Here is a 19,045-nt window from a genome sequence, read left to right on the forward strand (position 1 = left end):
ATCTAGGTCCAGGCGTTGGGTCGGCTAACGGCCAGACCTTACGCTCATGCGAAAAGAATAGCCAAGCATGAATTTGCCCGGTGCATATAACGCTGTCGGTAAAAAATGGCCTGTCTCCGTGCCGCGCGAAAGTGGAAAAAAAGAGCCCCGACCGGCGGGGCTCCCAATTTGATAGCGCGATGGCCGTGGTCTTCAGGCGTGCTTCGCCGATTGCGAAGCTGTTGCCTTTGCCACTCTGGATGTAACGTCGGCCATTGCCTTGTGGTTTGCCTCCGTGATGGCGCTGACCTGATGCCCGAGGCTCTTGAATACGCCGTCGAATCCCTTGAGCCATGCGGCACTCGGGTTTGCGCCATGGCCATGCGCCGAAAAATAGGAGGTCATCAGCTGGGTCAGTTCTTGCTGGGTTTCCGTGGTCAGTTCCTGCACCTCCTGAAAATAGGCCATTGCGTTCTGCGTGGCCGTTTCGGGGATTGCCTTCTGGGCTTTCGTCGATGACGTCGAGTTGCCGGATTCAAGCATCAGGCTAGTAGCGGCGGCACTTTCCTCGAGCAGAGTCCGGGTCGTACTCAGATTCAGGTTGATCAAGTGCTCGAAGCTGGAAAGGACAATGTTCGAAAACGCCATTGCGGTGTCCGCATTGCTCTTGATTGCATCGATCTGTTCAGGGCTGTAACTCTGCATTTATTGCTCCTTGTTGGCTGGATAAGGCGTTCAGCGGGGCCGGCATATCGCCTTGACCAAAATTCGCAATGAACTCCAATGTTCAGTCTAGGGAATCGCCACGGTACTTTCTGTTGGTTGTCACACATAGCGATTGGCAGCTGCTGCTTGACATGCGGAGTCAATTGGACGTGCTTTTTGTGATTGTCACGATATGTGCGGAAACGAACATACCAACTGCGAATTTCTGACTATAGTTTTTCCATTGGCATAAGACGTTCGGGTTTTTGCCCGAGATGCAGTTCCAGAAAAAATGCCAGGGGAGCACGGTTGCGATGGTTTTAATTGACAGGCCAAAAGAGAACTTAATTCTGGCGGCGCTCGCCGGCGCTCAGTATGAGCGGCTGGTCGACAATCTCGAATTCATCCAGCTCGAACCGGGGCAGGTTCTCTACGACGCGGGAGATCGTCCGGGATATCTCTATTTCCCGACGACTTCGATTGTTTCGCTGGTGTTCACCACGATCAACGGTTCGACGGCAGAGTTGGCGATTGCCGGCAATGACGGGCTGGTTGGCGTTCCGATGGTTCTCGGCGGGCAAACCACGACCCATCGCGCCGTCGTGCAATGTGGCGGTCATACCTATCGGCTGAGGGCCGACCTGGCCCGCTGGGAGCTGGATCAGCCGGGCGGATTGCAGCAACTATCATTGCGCTACACCCAGGCCTTGATGACCCAGATGGCCCAGAGTGTCGTCTGCAATCGGCACCATTCGATCAAGCAGCAGCTATGCCGCTGGCTCTTGCTAAGCCTGGACCGTCTGCCGGGCAACCAGCTCAACATGACGCAGGAACTGATCGCCGGCATGCTCGGCGTGCGGCGCGAGGCGGTAACCGAGGCCGCAGGGAAGCTGCAGGCCGCCGGCCTGATTCAATACAGCCGGGGCCGGATCACGGTTATCGACCGGGCCGGTATCGAGGCGCAAGTCTGTGAGTGTTACGCCGTGGTGAAGGGCGAACTGGATCGCCTGTCTCGACTGGCACCGGATGAGGAGGCCAGTGACCGGGTCCGGCCGAACCTGGCGCCCCTGCGTCAGCGGGCCGAGTTGCAGCTCCAGGAAACCGGGCCGCCGGAGTTGGGCCAGGAGACTGATGCCGTACGGCTGTTGCATGAGCTCCAGGTCCATCAGATCGAACTTGAAATCCAGCTTGAAGAACTGCGCAGCATCAGTGGCGAGGCTTGTGCACTGCGCGACCGCTACGCCGACATCTATGATTTCGCGCCGGTCAGCTATTTCACGCTGAGTGCTCAAGGCACCATTCTCGATCTCAATCTTGCCGCCGCCATCCTGCTCGGCATCAAGCGCTCAGAGCAACGCAAGCATCGCTTCGCGGCCTTTGTCGCAACGTCATGCCTGAGCGAATTCAACTCTTTTCTCACCGGCGTTCTGAGCGGCCGCAGCAAGAAGGTATGCGAAATTACGCTGCTGCCAACCCGGCAGCGTCCGCAGGCGAGCATCAGAATCGAGGCCGTCTCGGACGAGAACGGTCAGGAGTGCCGGATGGTGGCGATCGATGTCTCCGCGGAAAGGCAAGCCGAAAAGCTGCTGGCGGATCGGGAGCACTACCTGCGCACCTTGCTCGACAACTTCCCGTTCATGGCCTGGCTGAAAGACGACCAGGGGCATTTCCTGGCTGCTAATCGGGCTTTTTCTTCCGCTGGGCTGGAGGAGGACGAGTGGGCTGATGATCAAGCCGTGCTGGCCGGCGGTTCCAGCCAGCCGGTGGAGTCGATGATCGAAACGGACGGACTGCGTCGGTGGTTCGAGATATATCAGGCGCCGGTCCAGTCGGGGGACTTGTTGGGGACGGTTGGTTTTTCGCGGGACATCACCGAGCGCAAGGAGCTCGAGCTGGCATTACAGGATAGCAATGCCTTGAAGCGCTCGATCCTGAATTCCGTGCCGACGGCGATTGCCGTCGTCGATGGCGATGGCGTGATTCTCGTGGTCAACGACCATTGGCGCGAATTTTCACGGGAAAACGGTATTGATCCGGGTAGTGCTGCGCCGCACACCGATGTCGGCGCCAATTACCTCGCCGTCTGCCAGGCCGGCATCGATGCCATGTCTCCTGGCGCACTGGCTGCCTACGACGGCATTCAGGCCGTCCTCAACGGAAAGTTGCCGAGCTTTCGCATGGAATACCAGTGCCCGTCACCAAAGCAGAACCGCTGGTACTTGATGACCGTCACGCCGCTCATGCAGAACGCGCGCGATGGCGCGGTTATCACGCACACGGATCTCACCGAGCGCAAGGCGATGGAGAGACAGATTCGCGAGCAGGCGTTCCACGATCCGCTCACCAAACTACCGAACCGGATCTTGTTCAAGGATCGACTTCGGTATGCCATGGCGTCCAGTAAACGGAGTGGTCGTTACAGCGCGCTGCTCTTCCTGAATCTGGACCACTTCAGGTCGCTGAACGATAGCCATGGACATGAAGTGGGCGACCTGTTGCTGATTGAGGTTGCCACTCGCCTGCAAATCGGCGTGCGCGAGATGGACAGCGTAGCTCGCCTCGGTGGCGATGAATTCCTCGTGATCATCAACGACCTGGATACCGATAAAACCAAGGCTGCCGTCAAGTGCAGTCTCATTGCCGATACTATCCGTACCTCGCTGGCCAAGCCCTATGCGCTGAAAATCAGGCAGGAGCGCAAGACGAAAACGCTCGAGTATTGTTGCTCGGTGAGTATCGGGGTATGCGTGTTTGTCAATCACGAAGCCAAGCCTGGCGATATCCTCAATTGGGCGGATAAAGCCATGAAGCAGGCCAAAGGTTCAGGGCGGAACGTGGTTCGCTTCCACGATGCGGATTTGAAACTGGCTTCGCCTGATCTTTTAACGGTTCACGGGTGATTTCCCGGCCCGTGTGCGGGGGCTGGGGCCAATTGGGCAGAAAGCGTCAAGCTGGTGTAAGTATTGTTTGAGACCATGCTTGGCGCTTTCAGGCATCCGTTCTTGCAGCGAAGTATTCTGTGTTGTTTGTGTCAAAAAAATGCCGTTTAACTCACTTAGGAGATACCCATGTCGATCAATGCCGAACAATTTGTCGCTGCCAACAAGGCCGCTGTCGATTCCCTGCTGGCTGTTGCCAACACCGCCCTGGCTTCGGCCGAGCGTATCGCCAGCCTGAACCTCAATACCGCCCGTGCTGCGCTGGAAGATACGGCCGCCGGTGCCAAGGCCCTGGCCGCCGCCAAGGATCCCAAGGAAGCCGCTGCCGTCCAGGCCTCCCTGGCTAAACCAGCCATCGAAAAGGCAGTCTCTTACACGCAGTCGATGGTCGAAATCACCAAGCAGACCCAGGAAGAGCTGGCCAAGATGGTCGAAGCCCAGTTCGGCGGTTTCCAGAAGTCCGTGGCCAGCCTGCTCGAGCAGGCTTCGAAGGCTGCTCCGGCCGGTTCTGAAGGCGCCTTCGCCGCCATCCAGAGCGCGATTGCCGCCGCCAATTCGGCTTTCGGCAACATGAATGCAGCGGCCAAGCAGTTCGCCGAAACCGCACAAGCCAACGTTGCCGCCGCAACCAAGGCCACCACTGCTGCGGCTAAGAAAGCCAAGTAATTCGCGCTTTCGCTGCCAGGAAAGGCCCGGTGACTTCACCGGGCCTTTTTGCTTGGTAGCGTAACCAAAGTGTCCTGGTCTGGCTGATCCGGTCCTGTTGCAGGAGCGATGAACAAGAAAAAGGGCACCAATCCCGCCTCTTTCCATCTAACGGACGGTACGTCAGCCCTTTTCAATTTCTGACATCGATTGAAATGCGCTGTGCTTTACCATTTCCTCGGTCATCGGACCGAGGTGGAGAGGACCATGTTAGATGATGATGTACGGTTTCAACTGATCAACCAGCGCTACCCTCATATCGGCAAAAAGCTCCTCGCCTTGTGGGAAACGGATGGGGTCGGCGATTACATCAGCGAGTTGCTCGGTGACACGCGCGGTGGTTCGCGCGCTGGTTTTCCGAAAGATATCGTCGCCACGCTGGAAGCCTTACGCATTGCCCACCTCAGGCTTCACCCCCGCGCCGCGCAAACCTCAGCCCCGGTTTCAGTTGCGGCTACGCTGGCAGAGAACGAGAACTTCAAGATCGTGAACGAACGGTTCCCGCACATCGGGAGAAAGTTGGCCGGGTTGTGGAGTTCCCAGGATTTTTCGGCATTTATCAACGAACTGTTCAGCGATACCCGCGGCGGAACGCGACAAGGCTTCCCAAAAGAGGTGTCGGTTGCGCTTTTCAGGCTGATGCAGGATCACGACCGGTTATATCCAGAGGTCGCTTATGAAGCACAGGATATCTGGAGCCTGAACAATAAGATCTAGGCCGCCCCGGTGTCGCCGTCGGGTGCCGGCGAACGTATAGATCATTCCCTGCCGCAAATCTGCCCGGCCTAGCCTGAGCCGATGCTGTCGCGTTGCCGCACCGTCCGGACAAGGCGTTGCGAGCCGCTTCTCGAAGCCACGCGCTGAGCCGGCGCCGTGGAAAATTGCGTGCGTTGCCGCGCAGACCAACATAGCTCTTCTCACTAGGCTTGCATTGAATATGGCTGCAGCATCTGTTGCGGAGGATGGGGCAGGGCGTTGACCTGCAACCAGCGCGGCCCACTTTGTGCAATCAGGGGAATCTATTTCGCATTGGAGCAGCACAACAGATTCAATGATCCGGAACATGCCATGACCTTGAACCAACCATTGCCCCGCAGATGGCGCTTTCTAGCCGAATGGATGTTTCTCCTTGGTGCTTTGTTGCTGCTGGGTGGATTTCTCGGCTATTTGCAGGTCCAGGAGTACCGGCAGGGCGAGATACTGGAGCGCGAACGTCTGGCGAGTCAGGCTGCGGTCATTGAAAAGAATGTAGTGCCGCAACTGCTTCTCGCCAATCGCGTCATTGAACAGATACTTGCCGACCTGCCCAGCTGGCAAGTCGAGAACGATGGCTTCAAGCGCGCCAATCGCCAGTTGCAGATCATCAACGACGCCATGATCGGGATCTACCCCATCCTGGTCATTCAGGCGGACGGGGCGGTAATCGCATCAAGCAACGAGACGCTGGTCGGCATGAACTTCGCCCAGCGTGACTATTTCAAGTCGGCGATCAGGAGTCCCGACCCCGGCATCTTTCAAGTCAGCGCACCGTTCAAGACCGCTCTCGGTTCCTGGGTGATCAGTCTGTCGCGAACGATTCGCCGGCCAGACGGCAAATTCGGTGGCATCGTCATTGTCAGCCTGGTGCCCGAGTATTTTTCCATCCTTCTTGATTCGGTGCGCTATGCGCCTGATATGCGAACGTCGATTGCCCATGGCGACGGCAAGCTGTTCCTGACCTTGCCGCACAACTCGGAAACCAATGGAGCGGATCTGGCCAAGCCTGGTAGCTTCTTCATGCGCCACCGGGAGAGTGGCCTGCCCGCCAATGTGTTCAGCGGGACCACTTTTGTGACGGGGGATGAACGCATGATGGCCTTGCGCACGATCCACCTCCCGACGATGGACAAAGCGCTGGTGGTGGCGGCAAGCCGGGAGTTGGCCGTGCTCTTTGCGCCGTGGCGAAAAAATTTCCTGGTGCAAGGCATTTTGCTGGGCGTGATCGCGCTATTCGGCTCGCTAGCGCTGTTGCTCACACAAAACCGGCGGCGCGATCAGTCCCGGGAACGTCGCCTGGCCGAGCATCGGATCAGCGACCTGCTGGAGGAGCAGCGTTTGATTTTCGACAACGCCCACGTCGGCATCGTCATGCTGAACCATCGCCAGGTGGTCAAATGCAATCGGCGTCAGGCGGAGATCTTCGGCTACGCTGGGCCGCAGGAGATCGAAGGCCGAAGCACGGAAATGTTTTATTGCTCGAACGAGCAATTCACTACAGTTGGTGAGCAGTTGTACCCGGAAATGGCGGAACACGGCTTCGCCCAGGTCGAGGCGGAGATGCGCCGAAAGGATGGAACGCGCATCTGGATCATGATGACCGGCCGCCCGTTGGACCCAACGGCGCCTCTCGACAGTTCGGTCTGGGTGTACACCGACATCACCGCTCGCCGGCTGGCTGAAACCGAGCAGCGGATCGCCGCCACGGCCTTTGAGGCGCAGGAAGGCATGATGATTACCGACCCCAGCGGTGTCATTCTGCGGGTTAATAGCGCCTTTACCGAAATCACCGGCTATACGGCCGTCGAATGCATCGGGCAGACCCCGAACTTTCTGCACTCCGGTCAGCACGATGCCGAGTTCTATCGCACCATGTGGGAGTGCATCAATCGTACCGGGGGGTGGCGAGGCGAGGTCTGGGACCGGCGCAAGAGTGGCGAAATCTATCCCAAATGGCTGAACATCGTGGCGGTGAAGGGCGGGGATGGCATTGTCAGCCATTACATCGGTACGCACTTCGATCTCACCGAACGCAAGAAATCCGAAGAAAGGATCAATCAGCTCGCCTTTTTCGACCAGCTGACCGGCCTGCCCAACCGTACGCTTCTGCATGACCGCCTGAAGCAGACCATGACGGCAAGCGCCCGCAGCGGGAGTTACGGTGCCTTGCTCTTTATCGACCTCGATAATTTCAAAACGCTCAACGACACGCTCGGTCATGACATGGGCGATCTGCTGCTCAAACAGGTTGCCCAGCGCTTGACGAGCTGTATCCGTGAAGGGGACACCGTGGCTCGCCTTGGCGGTGACGAGTTTGTGGTGGTGCTGACCGGCCTGAATTCGAGCGAGCTGGACGCCGTCGCCAATACCGAAATGGTTGCCGACAAAATTCTCGCTGTACTCAACCATATCTACCGGCTTGGCGATATCGCTCACGCGAGCACGGCAAGCATCGGGGTCACCGTGTTCAAGGGGCAACAGACGACAGTCGACGATCTGATGAAACAGGCCGATCTCGCGATGTACAGATCCAAGGAATCGGGACGCAATGCCTCGCACTTCTTCGACCCCCAGATGGAGTCGTTTGCCAAGGAGCGCGCCGCGCTGGAGAGCGACTTGCGCCTGGCGATCGAGGAGAATCAGTTCGTCCTGCACTATCAGGCTCAGGTAAACGACGGCGGCCAGGTTACGGGTGCGGAAGTCCTGGTGCGCTGGCTGCATCCGGTGCGCAAGCTGGTCTCGCCGGCCGACTTCATTCCCCTGGCCGAAGAGACCGGGCTGATCCTGCCCTTGGGCCACTGGGTTCTGCAGAGCGCTTGCCTGCAACTGGCCCTGTGGGCCAAGCGACCGGAGATGAGCCATCTCAACCTTGCCGTCAATGTCAGTGCCCGGCAGATACGCCAGGACGATTTTGTCAATGAAGTGCTTTCGCTTCTCGCGGAGACCGGCGCCGATCCGCAACGACTAAAGCTGGAGCTGACCGAAAGCCTCCTGGTGCACAACGTCGAGGAGATTATCGAAAAAATGCTGGCCCTGAAGAACCACGGTGTCGGCTTCTCGCTCGATGACTTCGGTACCGGGTATTCATCGCTGTCCTACCTGAAACGGCTGCCCCTGAGTCAGTTGAAGATCGACCAGTCGTTTGTCCGCGATGTGCTCATCGACCCCAACGATGCGGCGATTGCCAGAACGGTCGTGGCACTGGCCCAGAGCCTTGGCCTGGGGGTGATTGCCGAGGGCGTGGAAACGGCAGAGCAAAGGAATTTCCTGGCAGATGCTGGCTGCCACGCCTATCAGGGCTATTTCTTCAGCCGGCCGATTCCGATCGATGGCTTCGAGTCGTTTGCCCGTGGCGAACCGGCGGCCAACCTGAAGGCGTAAGCGGTCAACGCAGGGGGCGCCCGGATTTCGACTGCCTGGTTCAGGCTGGTTTCAGCAGGGCAGCGAAATCATCGGCGGGCAGGGGGCGATTGAAGTAATAGCCTTGTCCTTCGGTACATTGATGGGACTGCAGGAAGGCTAGTTGTTGCGGTGTTTCGATGCCTTCGGCAATGATCCGCAACTTGAGGCTCTTGCCCATGGCAATGATCGCGCTGACCAGGGAGCCTTCCGTGCTTTCACCATCGATGTCATGGATGAAGGACTGGTCGATTTTCAGCGTATCGACCGGGAAGCGCCGCAGATAGCTCAGGCTGGAATAGCCGGTACCAAAGTCGTCGATCGCGATCTGCACACCGAGCGCCTTCAGGGCGCGCAGGATTTCAGTGGTCGGCACCGTGTCCTGCATCAGCCCGCTTTCGGTCATTTCAATTTCGAGACGGCTTGGGTCGAGGCCGGTTTCGTCCAGAATGGCCCTGACGCCAGCGAGAAATCCCTCGCCATGGAATTCGGCCGCCGAGACGTTGACGGCGATCTGGCCGAAATTGAGACCGGCTTGCAACCACGCCACCGCCTGACGGCAGGCTTCGCCGAGCACCCACTTGCCGAGTGGCATGATCAGGCCGCATTTTTCGGCGACATTGATGAACTCGCTCGGAGAAATAACCGGTTGATTGGCCTGTTGCAGGCGAACCAGCGCTTCGGCACCGGTAATCGCGCCCGACTCGAGATTCACTTTCGGCTGGTAATGCAGGACAAATCCGCCCTCGTCGAGCGCCTGATGCAGCGCATCCTCGACCGATCGGCGGGCGACGGCGTGGGTGTTCATGTCCGGCGTGAACATCCGGTAGTTGTTGCGCCCGGATTTCTTGGCCCGATACATCGCCGTGTCGGCATTCCTGATTACGGTTTCGGCGTCCTTGCCGTCGTCAGGGTAGAGGCTGATGCCGATGCTCAAGGTGACGTGCAGCCGATGGCCGGCAATCTGGTGCGGCTCGGCCATGGTCTTGATCAATTTTTCGGCGGTAGCAACCGCGTCTTGTGCCGCATAGACCTCAGCCAGCAGGACGACGAATTCGTCGCCCCCCTGGCGGCTGACCGTATCCGAGTGACGGGGGAGGCAGTCTTGCAGGCGCTGCGCTGCGGACTGCAATAGCTGGTCGCCGATCGCATGTCCGAGCGAGTCGTTGATATGCTTGAAATGGTCAAGGTCGAGATACATCAGGGCGACGCGCTTGCCATGCCGCTCGGCCAGGGCGATCGCCTGGGCCAGGCGGTCGTTGAGCAGGACCCGGTTGGGCAAGCCGGTCAGAAAATCATGCTGGGCCATATACGACATCTGCTCGGTGACGCGTTCCGCCGCCTCGGTCATCGTCTGGGCGCGAACTGTTGCGACGACCAGACGTTCGTTCGCTTCCCGCAAGTCGGCCTCGGTGATCGCGCTCAACTCGGCCTTGGCCCGTGCTGCTTGTTCAGTCTGATCGGCAGCTTCCTGGCGAAGATCGGCAGCCACTTGACGCAAGTCGGCCGATTCCTGGCGCAAGTCGGCATTTTCCTGGCGCTGGTCGGCCGTTGCCTGGCGCAAGTCGGCATTTTCCTGGCGCTGGTCGGCCGTTGCCTGGCGCAAGTCGGCATTTTCCTGGCGCTGGTCGGCCGTTGCCTGGCGCCGGTCAGCTTTTTCTTCGCGCTGGTCGGCGATCCGTTCGTCGGCCAGGAGCGTCGCCTCGCGCTCGCCGAGTATCTTCAGGGCCGCGGTATGCGGCAAGGATTCGCTTGTCTTGGCGGCGGCTGGTTGCCCGGCGGTGCTGCTGGTACTCGGGACGTTCTTTTTTCGCATCGTTTCTTTCCTCATTCAATCGAGGCTGGTGCAGAGGTCTGTGTCGGCCGGCCACCGAGGATTCCCTCGTAATCGGCCACCGGATTGCCAATGACGATATGGCCGTCGACGATCTCGTATTGGCGGAGTTCGTCGCAGTGGGCGCTGCCGCGCACCTTGACGACGGCCATGACGCGTTTGAGGCGGCTCTCGACTTCGATGTAACGCTGGACAATGATGGCGTCGGTAAGAAAAGCCGAGCCATAGGGTGAAAAGCGGAGATCCGTGTAGCGGTCTTCGAGTTCCGAGGTCATCAGTACCGTGACACCGAGACCGGAGAGCACGGCGACCATGCGAAACAGCGACTCGCGAAAGTCTTCTCGGAAGCTCGGCGCTACCGCCAGTTCGAAGCCGGACAAGGAGTCGATCACCACCCGGGTGGCTTTCATCTTGTCAATGAGGTCGACCAGGCGTTGAACAATCTCGTCGATCGACAGATCCAGCGCCCGCGTATTGATCAGCCCGAGGCTGCCGGCGCGCACCATGTCGTCGATCGTGCGCGTTCGCGACTGGCTGGGTGTTTGCTCGAACGCGACGATGATGCCCGGCTCGCCGATGCGCACGCCCTCGGCCAGAAAGGCCGTGGCGAGTATGGTCTTGCCCGATCCGGATGGCCCCGCCACCAGCATCGAATAGCCAGCCGGCAAGCCGCCGCCGAGCATTTGGTCGAGGTCCGGGACGCCCATGGTCAGCCGTGCTTCGCTCGGTTTCGGGGCAGCCTCCTGGTGCGCTCTGCCGCTGTCGTCGCGAACGATGGCCGCGGGAAATACTTCGACCCCATCGCCGGTAATGCGAAAGGTATGCATCCCCGGGCGGGTTGCCTGGCCACGCATTTTCAGAACCTGCAGCTTGCGCACCATCGAATTGCGCGAGACGAGCTGGTCCAGTACGAGCAGGCCGTCGGCTACGGTGAACACCGGCGGGGGATCGCTTTCCGAGAGATATTCGCCAATCAGAAAGGTGGTCGCCTGCCAGCCGGTGAGGAGGACACCCAGTTGTTGGATGAACTGTTGCAGGTTGAGCCGGTCCTGCTTCTGGCGTCCTGCCTCGAGCATGACCGAACGGAACGAATCGACAAAGACCAGGGCTGGCGAAAATGCCTCGACCTCTTTGGTGATATGCGCCAGTAGCTGGTCGAAATTGCCCATCGAGATCTCGTCGCTCAAATTGACGAAGCGGATCGAGGTGTCGATTTTTTCGGCGTCGAAAAAGGAGAACTGCTGCTGATAACGCAGCATCTTCAAGGGCGGCTCGCCGAGCACGGTGAAGAACAGTGCCGGCCGCTCCGGTGTCGCCAGGGAGAACATGATCTGGTGGGCCAGCGTCGTCTTGCCTGAGCCTGGTGTTCCGACAATCAGATTGAAGGAAAATTCCGGCAGGCCGCCGCCCAGTATGGCATCGAGCCCGGGCACCCCGGTGGCGAGTCGGTGAATGGCGACTTTGTTGTTCATGTTGTGCTCTCCGGTTTTGATGCGGGTAACGGCGGTGCCCAGATCGGGGCCAGCAGACGCTCGGCCAGCGATTGGCCGATCAGGCTGGCCAGTAGCTCCGTGAAGGTCACAAAAAGGGCATCGCTGGCCTCGATGGCAAGCGCTGTCTCGCAACTGGCAAGGCGTGCCTGAAGGGCTGCCAGCAGTTCTTCAGTGCTGCTGCCCGCATGCCCGGCCACCGCCAGGCAGGGGAGGGTCCGGCCGGCGAGATGAAGAGAACGCCGGAGCAGGACATCGACCCCTTGCCCGCCGATCACCGGGGCGAGCCGGACTCTGGCGTCGTGCCAGATACTGATTGCGGCGTCGGCGACTGCCTTGGCGTCGGCGCCACTCCCAGCCCGCTGCACCAGTGTTCTCCTGCTGATCTCGCGGTTCATGTGGGAATCCCTCTTTGATATCGAAACGGGGGGAGGCAATTGCGTTCGCCACGACCTGCACGGCGAAATGCAATTGTCGTGCAGAGGCCTTGACGAATCTGTGCCCTGTCGCACATATCCGCACCGCGCACACAGCCGCATTCCAATCGCGTGCCCGGCAGTGCGAAATCCGTCTTACCCGGAGTGGCTATGGGTGCTGCCGTACGGAAAATGAAGTGGTCAACGACTAGCCTGTCGTTGAGGCCGGCCCCGATGTTTTCCCGGCAAAGCCGGTCGCCACCAGAAAAGGATTCATCATGAGCACACCCCTCAGAAAAACAGTCGCGTCGCCGTGTGCAACGGCAGCGGCGAACGATCTAGTCGCCAGCAGCCCGTTTGCCGACTACGAAAAGATTCATGCGCTGGCAATAAGGAGGGGGAACATTGCCGAGAACGGCAGCGAGTCGACAGCGCCCGCGCCAGTCGAAGAAGAGATTTGCTATCCGGGCGTCAGATAAATGCGATGGTCACCAAAGCCGCAAACGACAACCTGAAAAGCTAGATCAAGGCCCCATCGTCGCCGTCGGTTGCCGGCGAACCGGTATCGATATTCCCTTGCCGCAAGTCCGCCCGGGCGCGCTCGGCCAGTCGTTGATACTTGCTGCGGATGGCGTCGAGCTCAGCCTCTTCGAGTTGCTCGAGGTCGAGCAGGGCATTGTGAGCACCGTCGCTGGAACGGATCACTTCATCCAGCTTGATCTGCATGGCTTCGGAGTCGACGTTCTGGGTGTGCTGGATCAGAAACACCATCAAAAAGGTGACGATGGTGGTTCCCGTGTTGATGACCAGTTGCCAGGTGTCGCCGAAGCCGAATAGCGGGCCGCTGCAGATCCAGACCAGGATGATGCTGAGCGCGATGCCAAAGGTAGCCGGGCGGCCGGCCATGCGCGCCGTCCATTTGGCAAAACGACTGAAGCGCGACCGGTTGCGGGCGCGTGTCAAATGCTTGCCCGCGCAACCGGGGGTCGCTACTTGCGCCGTACCAGCCCCATGACGAGCGACACGACGAACAGCAGGATGAAGATGAAGAACAGGATCTTGGCAATCTCGACGGCACCGGCGGCAATGCCGGTGAAGCCGAAGAGCGCGGCGATCAACGCGACGATGAAGAACACGACGGCGTAGTGCAGCATGGTTTTTCCTTTCCTTAACTTCCCGTGTTCCGCTCAATAGACGGATTCGGGAGGAAACGTCACAGCTTGCCCAGCATGAAGAGTACGAGCAGGATCACCAGAACCAGCCCGAGACCGCCACTGGGACCGTAACCCCAGCCCCGACTGTGGGGCCAGCTGGGGAATGAGCCGATCAGCATGAGTACAACGATGATCAGCAGAATTGTTCCGATTGACATTTGATTTCTCCTTGTCCTGGTTTGTAGCCGCCCGGCGCCGATCTTGTAGATAAGCCAGCGCGGTGACTACTTGCCATCCAGACTACGCGGCCCCCACCCAGCGTCTGTACGCCAGCACACAGACAATGCCTGGCCGGTGGATGAGGATGTGATTCAGGAAAGTGCGCTTTCGGGTGCTTTCCCGCCACCGGCAATAGCCCCCTCGCAACATAGGCATAAGGAGAAATCATGATCAATGGAACGTTCACCAACGATGGGACGGTCGAAGGCAGCAAGCAGGCCCTCGTCACGGATCTCAAAAATGCTGTCGGCGATGCCGGCAACCTGGTCAACAACGCTGCCGCAGCAACTGTCGATGAGTTTGCACAGGCCAGAACCAAGCTCGAAGCCCGCCTTGACCAGGCCAAGACCCGGCTGATCGATGCCAGCCACGCGGTGTCGGACAAGGCCAAGTGCACGGCTGATGCCACCGATCAGTTCGTCCGGGACAACCCCTGGAAGGTGCTCGGGGTCGCCGCAGCGGCCGGGATTGTCATCGGCGCCATTCTCAGCCGCCGCTGATCGTCCGCGGCAGGATTTTGGGCGTCAGCCGGGCCGATGCCCGGCGCATATGTATCGAACCGTACTGACCGGCTGTGACCAAGCGAATAGTCTTGGTTCAGCATCAAGGGCTTTCCCGGCAAGTACCCAAAGACCTGCCAGTTCCGGAAAGCCCGCTGTCAGTCAGGATGCCCGAGTGGTCTGGTGACTGCTCGGAACACAAGCAAAGGAGTTGAACATGAACTGGGATATCGTTGAAGGTAACTGGAAACAATTCAAGGGCAAGGTCAAGACGCAGTGGGGCAAGCTCACCGACGACCACCTCGATGTGATCGCCGGCAAGCGCGACCAGTTGGCCGGCAAGCTGCAGGAAAGCTACGGCATCACCAAGGACGAAGCCGAGGAGCAGATCAAGCGTTTCGAAGATGCCAACAAGGACTTTCGTCCCCCCGGCGCTTCCTGAGCAAAGCGCAGCAAAATCACCATGAAAAGCCTTTTGCTGCCAGGGGGCAGTCTCGCCACACACGGCCGGTCATGCCCCCTTTGCAACGGTTCGACCAACCGTATTCCCCGACGCTGGATCGATTTGCTACAGAGCATTTTCGTTCCCGTTCAACGTCATCGTTGTCGTTCGATGCGCTGTGGCTGGGAAGGCAATCTGCGCGAGAAGTGATCGCTCCGGTCATACCATTTGAAGGAAGAGCACATGTCGAGCATCGGTTTTCACGAGCCTGTCGAAGAACTTTCCGCCGAAACGCGCGACCTGCATCGGGCCATCGTCTCCCTGATGGAGGAGTTCGAAGCCATCGACTGGTACAACCAGCGTTGCGATGCCTGCAGCGACACCGAACTCAAGGCCATCCTCGAACACAACCGGGATGAGGAAAAGGAACACGCCGCAATGTTGCTGGAGTGGATTCGGCGCCATGACGGCAAGCTCTCCGGACAGCTCAAGACCTATCTGTTCAGCGAAAAGCCGGTTGCCGGCCATTAGTAGAGTCATGCCGAATACCAGCCCGGCCGTGAGTACGCCGCCGACCACCGTTCTCCTGGTTGAAGACGATCCGGCCGACGCAAAGCTGATTCAGGAGGCACTGGCCGGGTCGGTCGGGCATACCTATCAGGTCACCTGGGTAACCCAGTTGTCGACGGCGCTTGAGTTGCTGGGCAAGGCCAGCAGCGACGTTATCCTGCTTGACCTGAGCCTGCCCGATGCAAAGGGTATCGAAGCATTCGACCAGATCTTCAAGGCGGCGCCGCGGGCGCTGATTCTCGTCCTCAGTGGCGCAACCGACGAAGAGTTGCTGTACCAGGCCATGCAGCGCGGCGCCCACGACTATTTTGCCAAGGGCCAGATCGATGCCCACTGGTTGCCACATGCGCTGCGCTACATCATGGATCGCAAGGTGGCGCAGGGCGCACTACGCGACAGCGAAGATCGTTTTCGGTCGATCAGCGACGCCTCGCCGCTTGGCATTTTCGTTTCCGATGCGCAGGGCGAATGCGTTTATACCAACGAGGCGTATCAGAAGATATCCGGGCTGAGCTTCGAGCAGGCCCTGGGCACCAAATGGAGCTCGGCGATCCATGCTGATGATCGGCAGCGCATCGTCGCTGAATGGCGCGACGCAGTGCGCAGCCAAGAGCCATTTCAGACCGAGGTGCGCTTTCTGCGTGAGGACGGCAGCCTGGTCTGGACCCGCCTGAATGCGGCCGCCATGCGCGATGGCCCGGGTTCGCGCGGCCGGGTGCAGACGGTCGAGGACATCACCGAACGCAAGGCCGCGGATCACGAGCTGGAACTGGCCCAGGAGGCCCTGTTCGAGGAGAAGGAGCGGGCCCAGGTGACGCTCAATTCGATTGGCGATGCCGTCCTGAGCACCGACATCTCGGGCAATGTCACCTTTCTGAATCAGGTGGCCGAGACGATGACCGGCTGGTCCGCCGCGGACGCGCAGGGTCGGCCGCTGACCGAAGTTTTCCGGATCATCGACGGGACAACCCGCCAGCCGGCCGATGACCCGGGGTGCCGCGCCATTGCCGAGAACCGGGTGGTCGGTCTGGCGACGGACAGCATCCTGATCCGGCGCGATGGTCTGGAGTCCGCCATCGAGGATTCCTCGGCCCCGATCCACCACCGGGATGGCCGGGTTACCGGCGCCGTGATCGTCTTTCACGATGTCAGCGAAGCGCGCGCCATGGCGCAGAAAATGTCGCATCTGGCCCAGCATGATTTCCTGACCGGCCTGCCCAACCGGCTGTTGCTGACCGAACGCTTTTCGCGGGCGATCGGGCAGGCGCAGCGGCACCGCAAGCAGGTCGCCTTGCTTTTCCTCGATCTCGACTACTTCAAGAACATCAATGATTCGCTTGGCCATGAAATCGGCGACCGCCTGCTGCAGTCGATTGCCGAGCGCCTGGTCGACTGCGTGCGGACGACCGATACCGTCTGTCGCCAGGGCGGCGACGAGTTCGTGATTCTGCTTGCCGAAATCGAACACCAGCAGGATGCGGCCCAGGTCGCCGACAAACTGCTGGCGGCCCTGCTCGTACCGCACCACATCGACGGCCATGACCTCCACGTCACTTTGAGCATCGGCATCAGCATCTATCCTGACGATGGCACCAGTGCCGATGCCGTGATGCAGAACGCTGATACCGCGATGTATCACGCCAAGGCCAAGGGGCGGAACAATTACCAGTTCTTCACCGCCGACATGAACGCCCGGGCCGTCCAGCGCCTGTACGTCGAGAACAGCCTGCGCCGGGCCTTGAAGCAGGACGAATTCGAACTGCACTATCAGCCGAAGATCGAAATCGCCTCCGGCGCGATGATCGGTGTCGAGGCGCTGGTCCGCTGGCAGGACCCGGATCTGGGCATGGTTTATCCGGGCCGCTTCGTGCCCATCGCCGAAGAGTGCGGCCTGATCGTGAACATCGGGCGCTGGGTGTTGCGCGAAGCCTGTCGCCAGGTTCAGGTCTGGCTCGCGGCCGGTCTGCCCGCCGTGCCGGTGTCGGTCAATATTTCGGCAGTTGAATTCAGGCACCTGGACTTCATCAAGGGGGTTACCCTGATCCTCGAGGAGACGGGCTGGACCCGCGCTATCTCGAACTGGAACTGACCGAAAGCATTCTGATGCACGAAGCCGAAACTTCGGCGCTGGTTCTTCAGAAACTCAAGGCAATGGGCATCAGTCTGGCCATCGACGACTTCGGTACCGGTTATTCGAGCCTCAGCTATCTCAATCGCTTCCCGATCGATACGCTGAAAATCGACCAGTCCTTCGTCCGCGATATCGCGACCAATGCTGACGATGCGGCCATCGTCAGCGCAGTCATCGCGATGGGCAAGAATCTCAAGCAGCGGGTTATTGCCGAGGGGGTTGAAACCCGCGAACAACTGGCATTTCTGACCAGCCAGCAATGCGACGAAGGGCAGGGCTACCTGTTCAGCTACCCGGTGTCGGCCGGGGACTTCGCCCGTTTGCTGGCGGCTGCCCCGACCGAGGCACATCCGCGGCCGACCTGAGCCGGCGGGGAGGGGGCGCTATGTGCTCCAGCGCACTGAGCTGGTCAGTGCTATCCCATATCCTGAATGGATGCGTCGATACGCTCCGCGCGGAACGCGGATGCCCTTCGCCACGGTGACATGCGTCGCTGAACCAAATTTTCGCGAAAGGTCGCCCCGAATTGAGTGCAGGTAACAAACTCTCCGAATATCTTCGGCAGTTGCTGGTGCGGTTGCGCGGTGGCGAAACAACGCGGGGTTCGGTTGATGGGGAGGCGCCACTGCGCGCCGAGTTGTATAGCGCCGACCAGATGGCGCAGCATGGCAAGGCGCTGGCGGCAAACCACCGCCTGGCTTCCGGCCCGGCCCCCGACTTGCTGCTGGCCAGGCTGGCCGACAATGAAAACATCCTGGTCGGTGTCTGCCAGTTGCTGACCTCGGCAGTGGCCGACAACCGGCGGATCACCCCGGCTGGCGAATGGCTGCTCGACAATTTTTACCTGATCGAAGAGCAGATCCGGACTGCCAAGCGCCACCTGCCCAAGGGCTACAGCCTCGAACTGCCCCGCCTGGCCAGTGGTCAATCGGCCGGCCGGCCGCGGGTCTACGACATCGCGCTGGAAACGGTTGCCCATGGCGATGGCCGGGTCGATACCGAAACGCTGACCCGCTTCGTAGCCGCCTACCAGAGCGTCACCGATCTCAAACTGGGTGAGTTGTGGGCGATTCCGATCATGTTGCGCCTGGCGGTGATCGAAAACCTTCGCCGCGTCGGGGTGCGGATTGCCGCCGGCTGGGACGAGCGCAACCTGGCGGATTCCTGGGCCGACCTGATGGTCGATGCCGCCGACAACGACCCGAAAAGCCTGATCCTGGTGATCGCCGACATGGCGCGCTCGAATCCCCCGATGGGCAGTTCCTTCGTTGCCGAACTGGCGCGTCGCCTGCAGGGCAGGGGGCCGGCCCTGGCCTTGCCGCTGACCTGGATCGAACAGCGTCTGGCCGAATCCGGCCTGACCATCGCCCAGTTGGTCCAGACGGAAAACCAGTTGCAGGCCGCCGATCAGGTCTCGATCAGTAACAGCATCGGCAGTCTGCGGGTGCTCGGGGCAATGGACTGGCAGGAATTCGTCGAGACGCTCAGCGTCGTCGAGCAAAGCCTGCGCGAAGACCCCGCCGGCGTCTATGGCCAGATGGATTTCGCGACCCGCGACCGCTACCGTCACGCCGCCGAAGAAATTGCCCGCTATGGCAGCTTGAGCGAGGGCGAAGTCGCCCGTCAGGCTGTCGAACTGGCCCGCGCCGGGGGCTGGCCGAAAGCGCCGGCGCGGCCGGCGAGCGGGCCGGGCATGTCGGTTTCTATCTGATCGACCAGGGGCGGCCACAACTCGAACAAATCGCG

General features: G+C 60.0%; 16 protein-coding genes and 1 pseudogene. 10 read left to right on the forward strand and 7 right to left on the reverse strand.

Annotation, left to right across the window (positions count from 1 at the left end):
* Positions 1-192: 192 nt before the first annotated feature.
* Entirely contained in the window at positions 193-684 is a 492-nt protein-coding gene (locus NQE15_RS14885) for a phasin family protein (RefSeq protein ID WP_265942457.1), read from the reverse strand.
* 275 nt (positions 685-959) lie between these two features.
* On the opposite strand from NQE15_RS14885, the gene NQE15_RS14890 reads away from it, so the two are divergent.
* From NQE15_RS14890 to NQE15_RS14910, 4 genes are all read left to right on the forward strand, one after another.
* A complete protein-coding gene (locus NQE15_RS14890; RefSeq protein ID WP_323054994.1) occupies positions 960-3,584 on the forward strand; it encodes a diguanylate cyclase domain-containing protein in 2,625 nt (874 codons plus the stop codon).
* Positions 3,585-3,752: 168 nt separating this feature from the next.
* The gene (locus tag NQE15_RS14900; protein ID WP_265942458.1) at positions 3,753-4,289 is read left to right on the forward strand and encodes a phasin family protein; all 537 of its coding nucleotides are present in this window, start codon (positions 3,753-3,755) and stop codon (positions 4,287-4,289) included.
* Positions 4,290-4,535: 246 nt separating this feature from the next.
* A complete protein-coding gene (locus tag NQE15_RS14905; protein WP_265942459.1) occupies positions 4,536-5,045 on the forward strand; it encodes a hypothetical protein in 510 nt (169 codons plus the stop codon).
* 402 nt (positions 5,046-5,447) lie between these two features.
* Positions 5,448-8,465: an EAL domain-containing protein gene (locus NQE15_RS14910; RefSeq protein WP_265942460.1), complete on the forward strand. Its 3,018-nt coding sequence runs from the start codon at positions 5,448-5,450 to the stop codon at positions 8,463-8,465.
* Between the two features lie 40 nt (positions 8,466-8,505).
* Here the strand turns inward: NQE15_RS14910 and NQE15_RS14915 are convergent, their stop codons facing one another.
* From NQE15_RS14915 to NQE15_RS14925, 3 genes are read right to left on the reverse strand one after another with little or no spacing between them, the layout of a single operon-like run.
* Positions 8,506-10,299, reverse strand: coding sequence for a putative bifunctional diguanylate cyclase/phosphodiesterase (locus NQE15_RS14915; RefSeq protein ID WP_265942461.1), 1,794 nt, complete (start codon positions 10,297-10,299; stop codon positions 8,506-8,508).
* Positions 10,300-10,310: 11 nt separating this feature from the next.
* Positions 10,311-11,789 carry an ATPase domain-containing protein gene (locus tag NQE15_RS14920; protein ID WP_265942462.1) on the reverse strand — a complete coding sequence of 493 codons (1,479 nt, stop codon included), beginning with the start codon at positions 11,787-11,789 and terminating at the stop codon, positions 10,311-10,313.
* Entirely contained in the window at positions 11,786-12,205 is a 420-nt protein-coding gene (locus tag NQE15_RS14925) for a hypothetical protein (RefSeq protein WP_265942463.1), read from the reverse strand. The genes NQE15_RS14920 and NQE15_RS14925 overlap by 4 nt, the downstream gene beginning before the upstream one ends.
* Before the next feature lie 296 nt (positions 12,206-12,501).
* Between NQE15_RS14925 and NQE15_RS14930 the strand changes: the two genes are divergently transcribed.
* Positions 12,502-12,702, forward strand: coding sequence for a hypothetical protein (locus NQE15_RS14930; RefSeq protein ID WP_265942464.1), 201 nt, complete (start codon positions 12,502-12,504; stop codon positions 12,700-12,702).
* Between the two features lie 40 nt (positions 12,703-12,742).
* Here NQE15_RS14930 and NQE15_RS14935 read toward each other — a convergent pair whose 3' ends face one another.
* From NQE15_RS14935 to NQE15_RS14945, 3 genes are all read right to left on the reverse strand, one after another.
* On the reverse strand, positions 12,743-13,129 hold the full coding sequence (locus NQE15_RS14935; protein ID WP_416336469.1) for a low affinity iron permease family protein: 387 nt from the start codon (positions 13,127-13,129) through the stop codon (positions 12,743-12,745).
* 83 nt (positions 13,130-13,212) lie between these two features.
* Entirely contained in the window at positions 13,213-13,377 is a 165-nt protein-coding gene (locus NQE15_RS14940; protein WP_265942466.1) for a DUF1328 domain-containing protein, read from the reverse strand.
* A 59-nt stretch (positions 13,378-13,436) separates the two neighbouring features.
* Positions 13,437-13,595, reverse strand: coding sequence for a DUF3309 domain-containing protein (locus NQE15_RS14945; protein ID WP_265942467.1), 159 nt, complete (start codon positions 13,593-13,595; stop codon positions 13,437-13,439).
* A 228-nt stretch (positions 13,596-13,823) separates the two neighbouring features.
* Here NQE15_RS14945 and NQE15_RS14950 point away from each other — a divergent pair, with 228 nt between their 5' ends.
* The 5 genes and pseudogenes from NQE15_RS14950 to NQE15_RS14970 all read left to right on the forward strand — a co-directional run bounded on the left by NQE15_RS14950 (position 13,824) and on the right by NQE15_RS14970 (position 19,010).
* Positions 13,824-14,156, forward strand: a complete 333-nt coding sequence (locus NQE15_RS14950) for a DUF883 family protein (protein ID WP_265942468.1) — start codon at positions 13,824-13,826, stop codon at positions 14,154-14,156.
* A 217-nt stretch (positions 14,157-14,373) separates the two neighbouring features.
* Positions 14,374-14,598, forward strand: a complete 225-nt coding sequence (locus NQE15_RS14955; protein ID WP_265942469.1) for a CsbD family protein — start codon at positions 14,374-14,376, stop codon at positions 14,596-14,598.
* A 243-nt stretch (positions 14,599-14,841) separates the two neighbouring features.
* On the forward strand, positions 14,842-15,129 hold the full coding sequence (locus NQE15_RS14960) for a ferritin-like domain-containing protein (RefSeq protein WP_265942470.1): 288 nt from the start codon (positions 14,842-14,844) through the stop codon (positions 15,127-15,129).
* A gap of 7 nt (positions 15,130-15,136) precedes the next feature.
* Positions 15,137-17,664 (forward strand): annotated as a pseudogene (locus NQE15_RS14965) (EAL domain-containing protein).
* Between the two features lie 161 nt (positions 17,665-17,825).
* Positions 17,826-19,010, forward strand: coding sequence for a hypothetical protein (locus NQE15_RS14970; protein ID WP_265942471.1), 1,185 nt, complete (start codon positions 17,826-17,828; stop codon positions 19,008-19,010).
* Positions 19,011-19,045: the final 35 nt, after the last annotated feature.

The organism is Dechloromonas sp. A34 (assembly GCF_026261605.1).
Lineage (GTDB): Bacteria > Pseudomonadota > Gammaproteobacteria > Burkholderiales > Rhodocyclaceae > Azonexus.

What these genes read in the sequence shown, in the direction of transcription:
- NQE15_RS14885 (WP_265942457.1), bottom strand. Translation starts at nt 684, where the DNA reads ATGCAGAGTTACAGCCCTGAACAGATCGATGCAATCAAGAGCAATGCG.
- NQE15_RS14890 (WP_323054994.1), top strand. Translation starts at nt 960, where the DNA reads ATGCAGTTCCAGAAAAAATGCCAGGGGAGCACGGTTGCGATGGTTTTA.
- NQE15_RS14900 (WP_265942458.1), top strand. Translation starts at nt 3,753, where the DNA reads ATGTCGATCAATGCCGAACAATTTGTCGCTGCCAACAAGGCCGCTGTC.
- NQE15_RS14905 (WP_265942459.1), top strand. Translation starts at nt 4,536, where the DNA reads ATGTTAGATGATGATGTACGGTTTCAACTGATCAACCAGCGCTACCCT.
- NQE15_RS14910 (WP_265942460.1), top strand. Translation starts at nt 5,448, where the DNA reads ATGTTTCTCCTTGGTGCTTTGTTGCTGCTGGGTGGATTTCTCGGCTAT.
- NQE15_RS14915 (WP_265942461.1), bottom strand. Translation starts at nt 10,299, where the DNA reads ATGCGAAAAAAGAACGTCCCGAGTACCAGCAGCACCGCCGGGCAACCA.
- NQE15_RS14920 (WP_265942462.1), bottom strand. Translation starts at nt 11,789, where the DNA reads ATGAACAACAAAGTCGCCATTCACCGACTCGCCACCGGGGTGCCCGGG.
- NQE15_RS14925 (WP_265942463.1), bottom strand. Translation starts at nt 12,205, where the DNA reads ATGAACCGCGAGATCAGCAGGAGAACACTGGTGCAGCGGGCTGGGAGT.
- NQE15_RS14930 (WP_265942464.1), top strand. Translation starts at nt 12,502, where the DNA reads ATGAGCACACCCCTCAGAAAAACAGTCGCGTCGCCGTGTGCAACGGCA.
- NQE15_RS14935 (WP_416336469.1), bottom strand. Translation starts at nt 13,129, where the DNA reads ATGGCCGGCCGCCCGGCTACCTTTGGCATCGCGCTCAGCATCATCCTG.
- NQE15_RS14940 (WP_265942466.1), bottom strand. Translation starts at nt 13,377, where the DNA reads ATGCTGCACTACGCCGTCGTGTTCTTCATCGTCGCGTTGATCGCCGCG.
- NQE15_RS14945 (WP_265942467.1), bottom strand. Translation starts at nt 13,595, where the DNA reads ATGTCAATCGGAACAATTCTGCTGATCATCGTTGTACTCATGCTGATC.
- NQE15_RS14950 (WP_265942468.1), top strand. Translation starts at nt 13,824, where the DNA reads ATGATCAATGGAACGTTCACCAACGATGGGACGGTCGAAGGCAGCAAG.
- NQE15_RS14955 (WP_265942469.1), top strand. Translation starts at nt 14,374, where the DNA reads ATGAACTGGGATATCGTTGAAGGTAACTGGAAACAATTCAAGGGCAAG.
- NQE15_RS14960 (WP_265942470.1), top strand. Translation starts at nt 14,842, where the DNA reads ATGTCGAGCATCGGTTTTCACGAGCCTGTCGAAGAACTTTCCGCCGAA.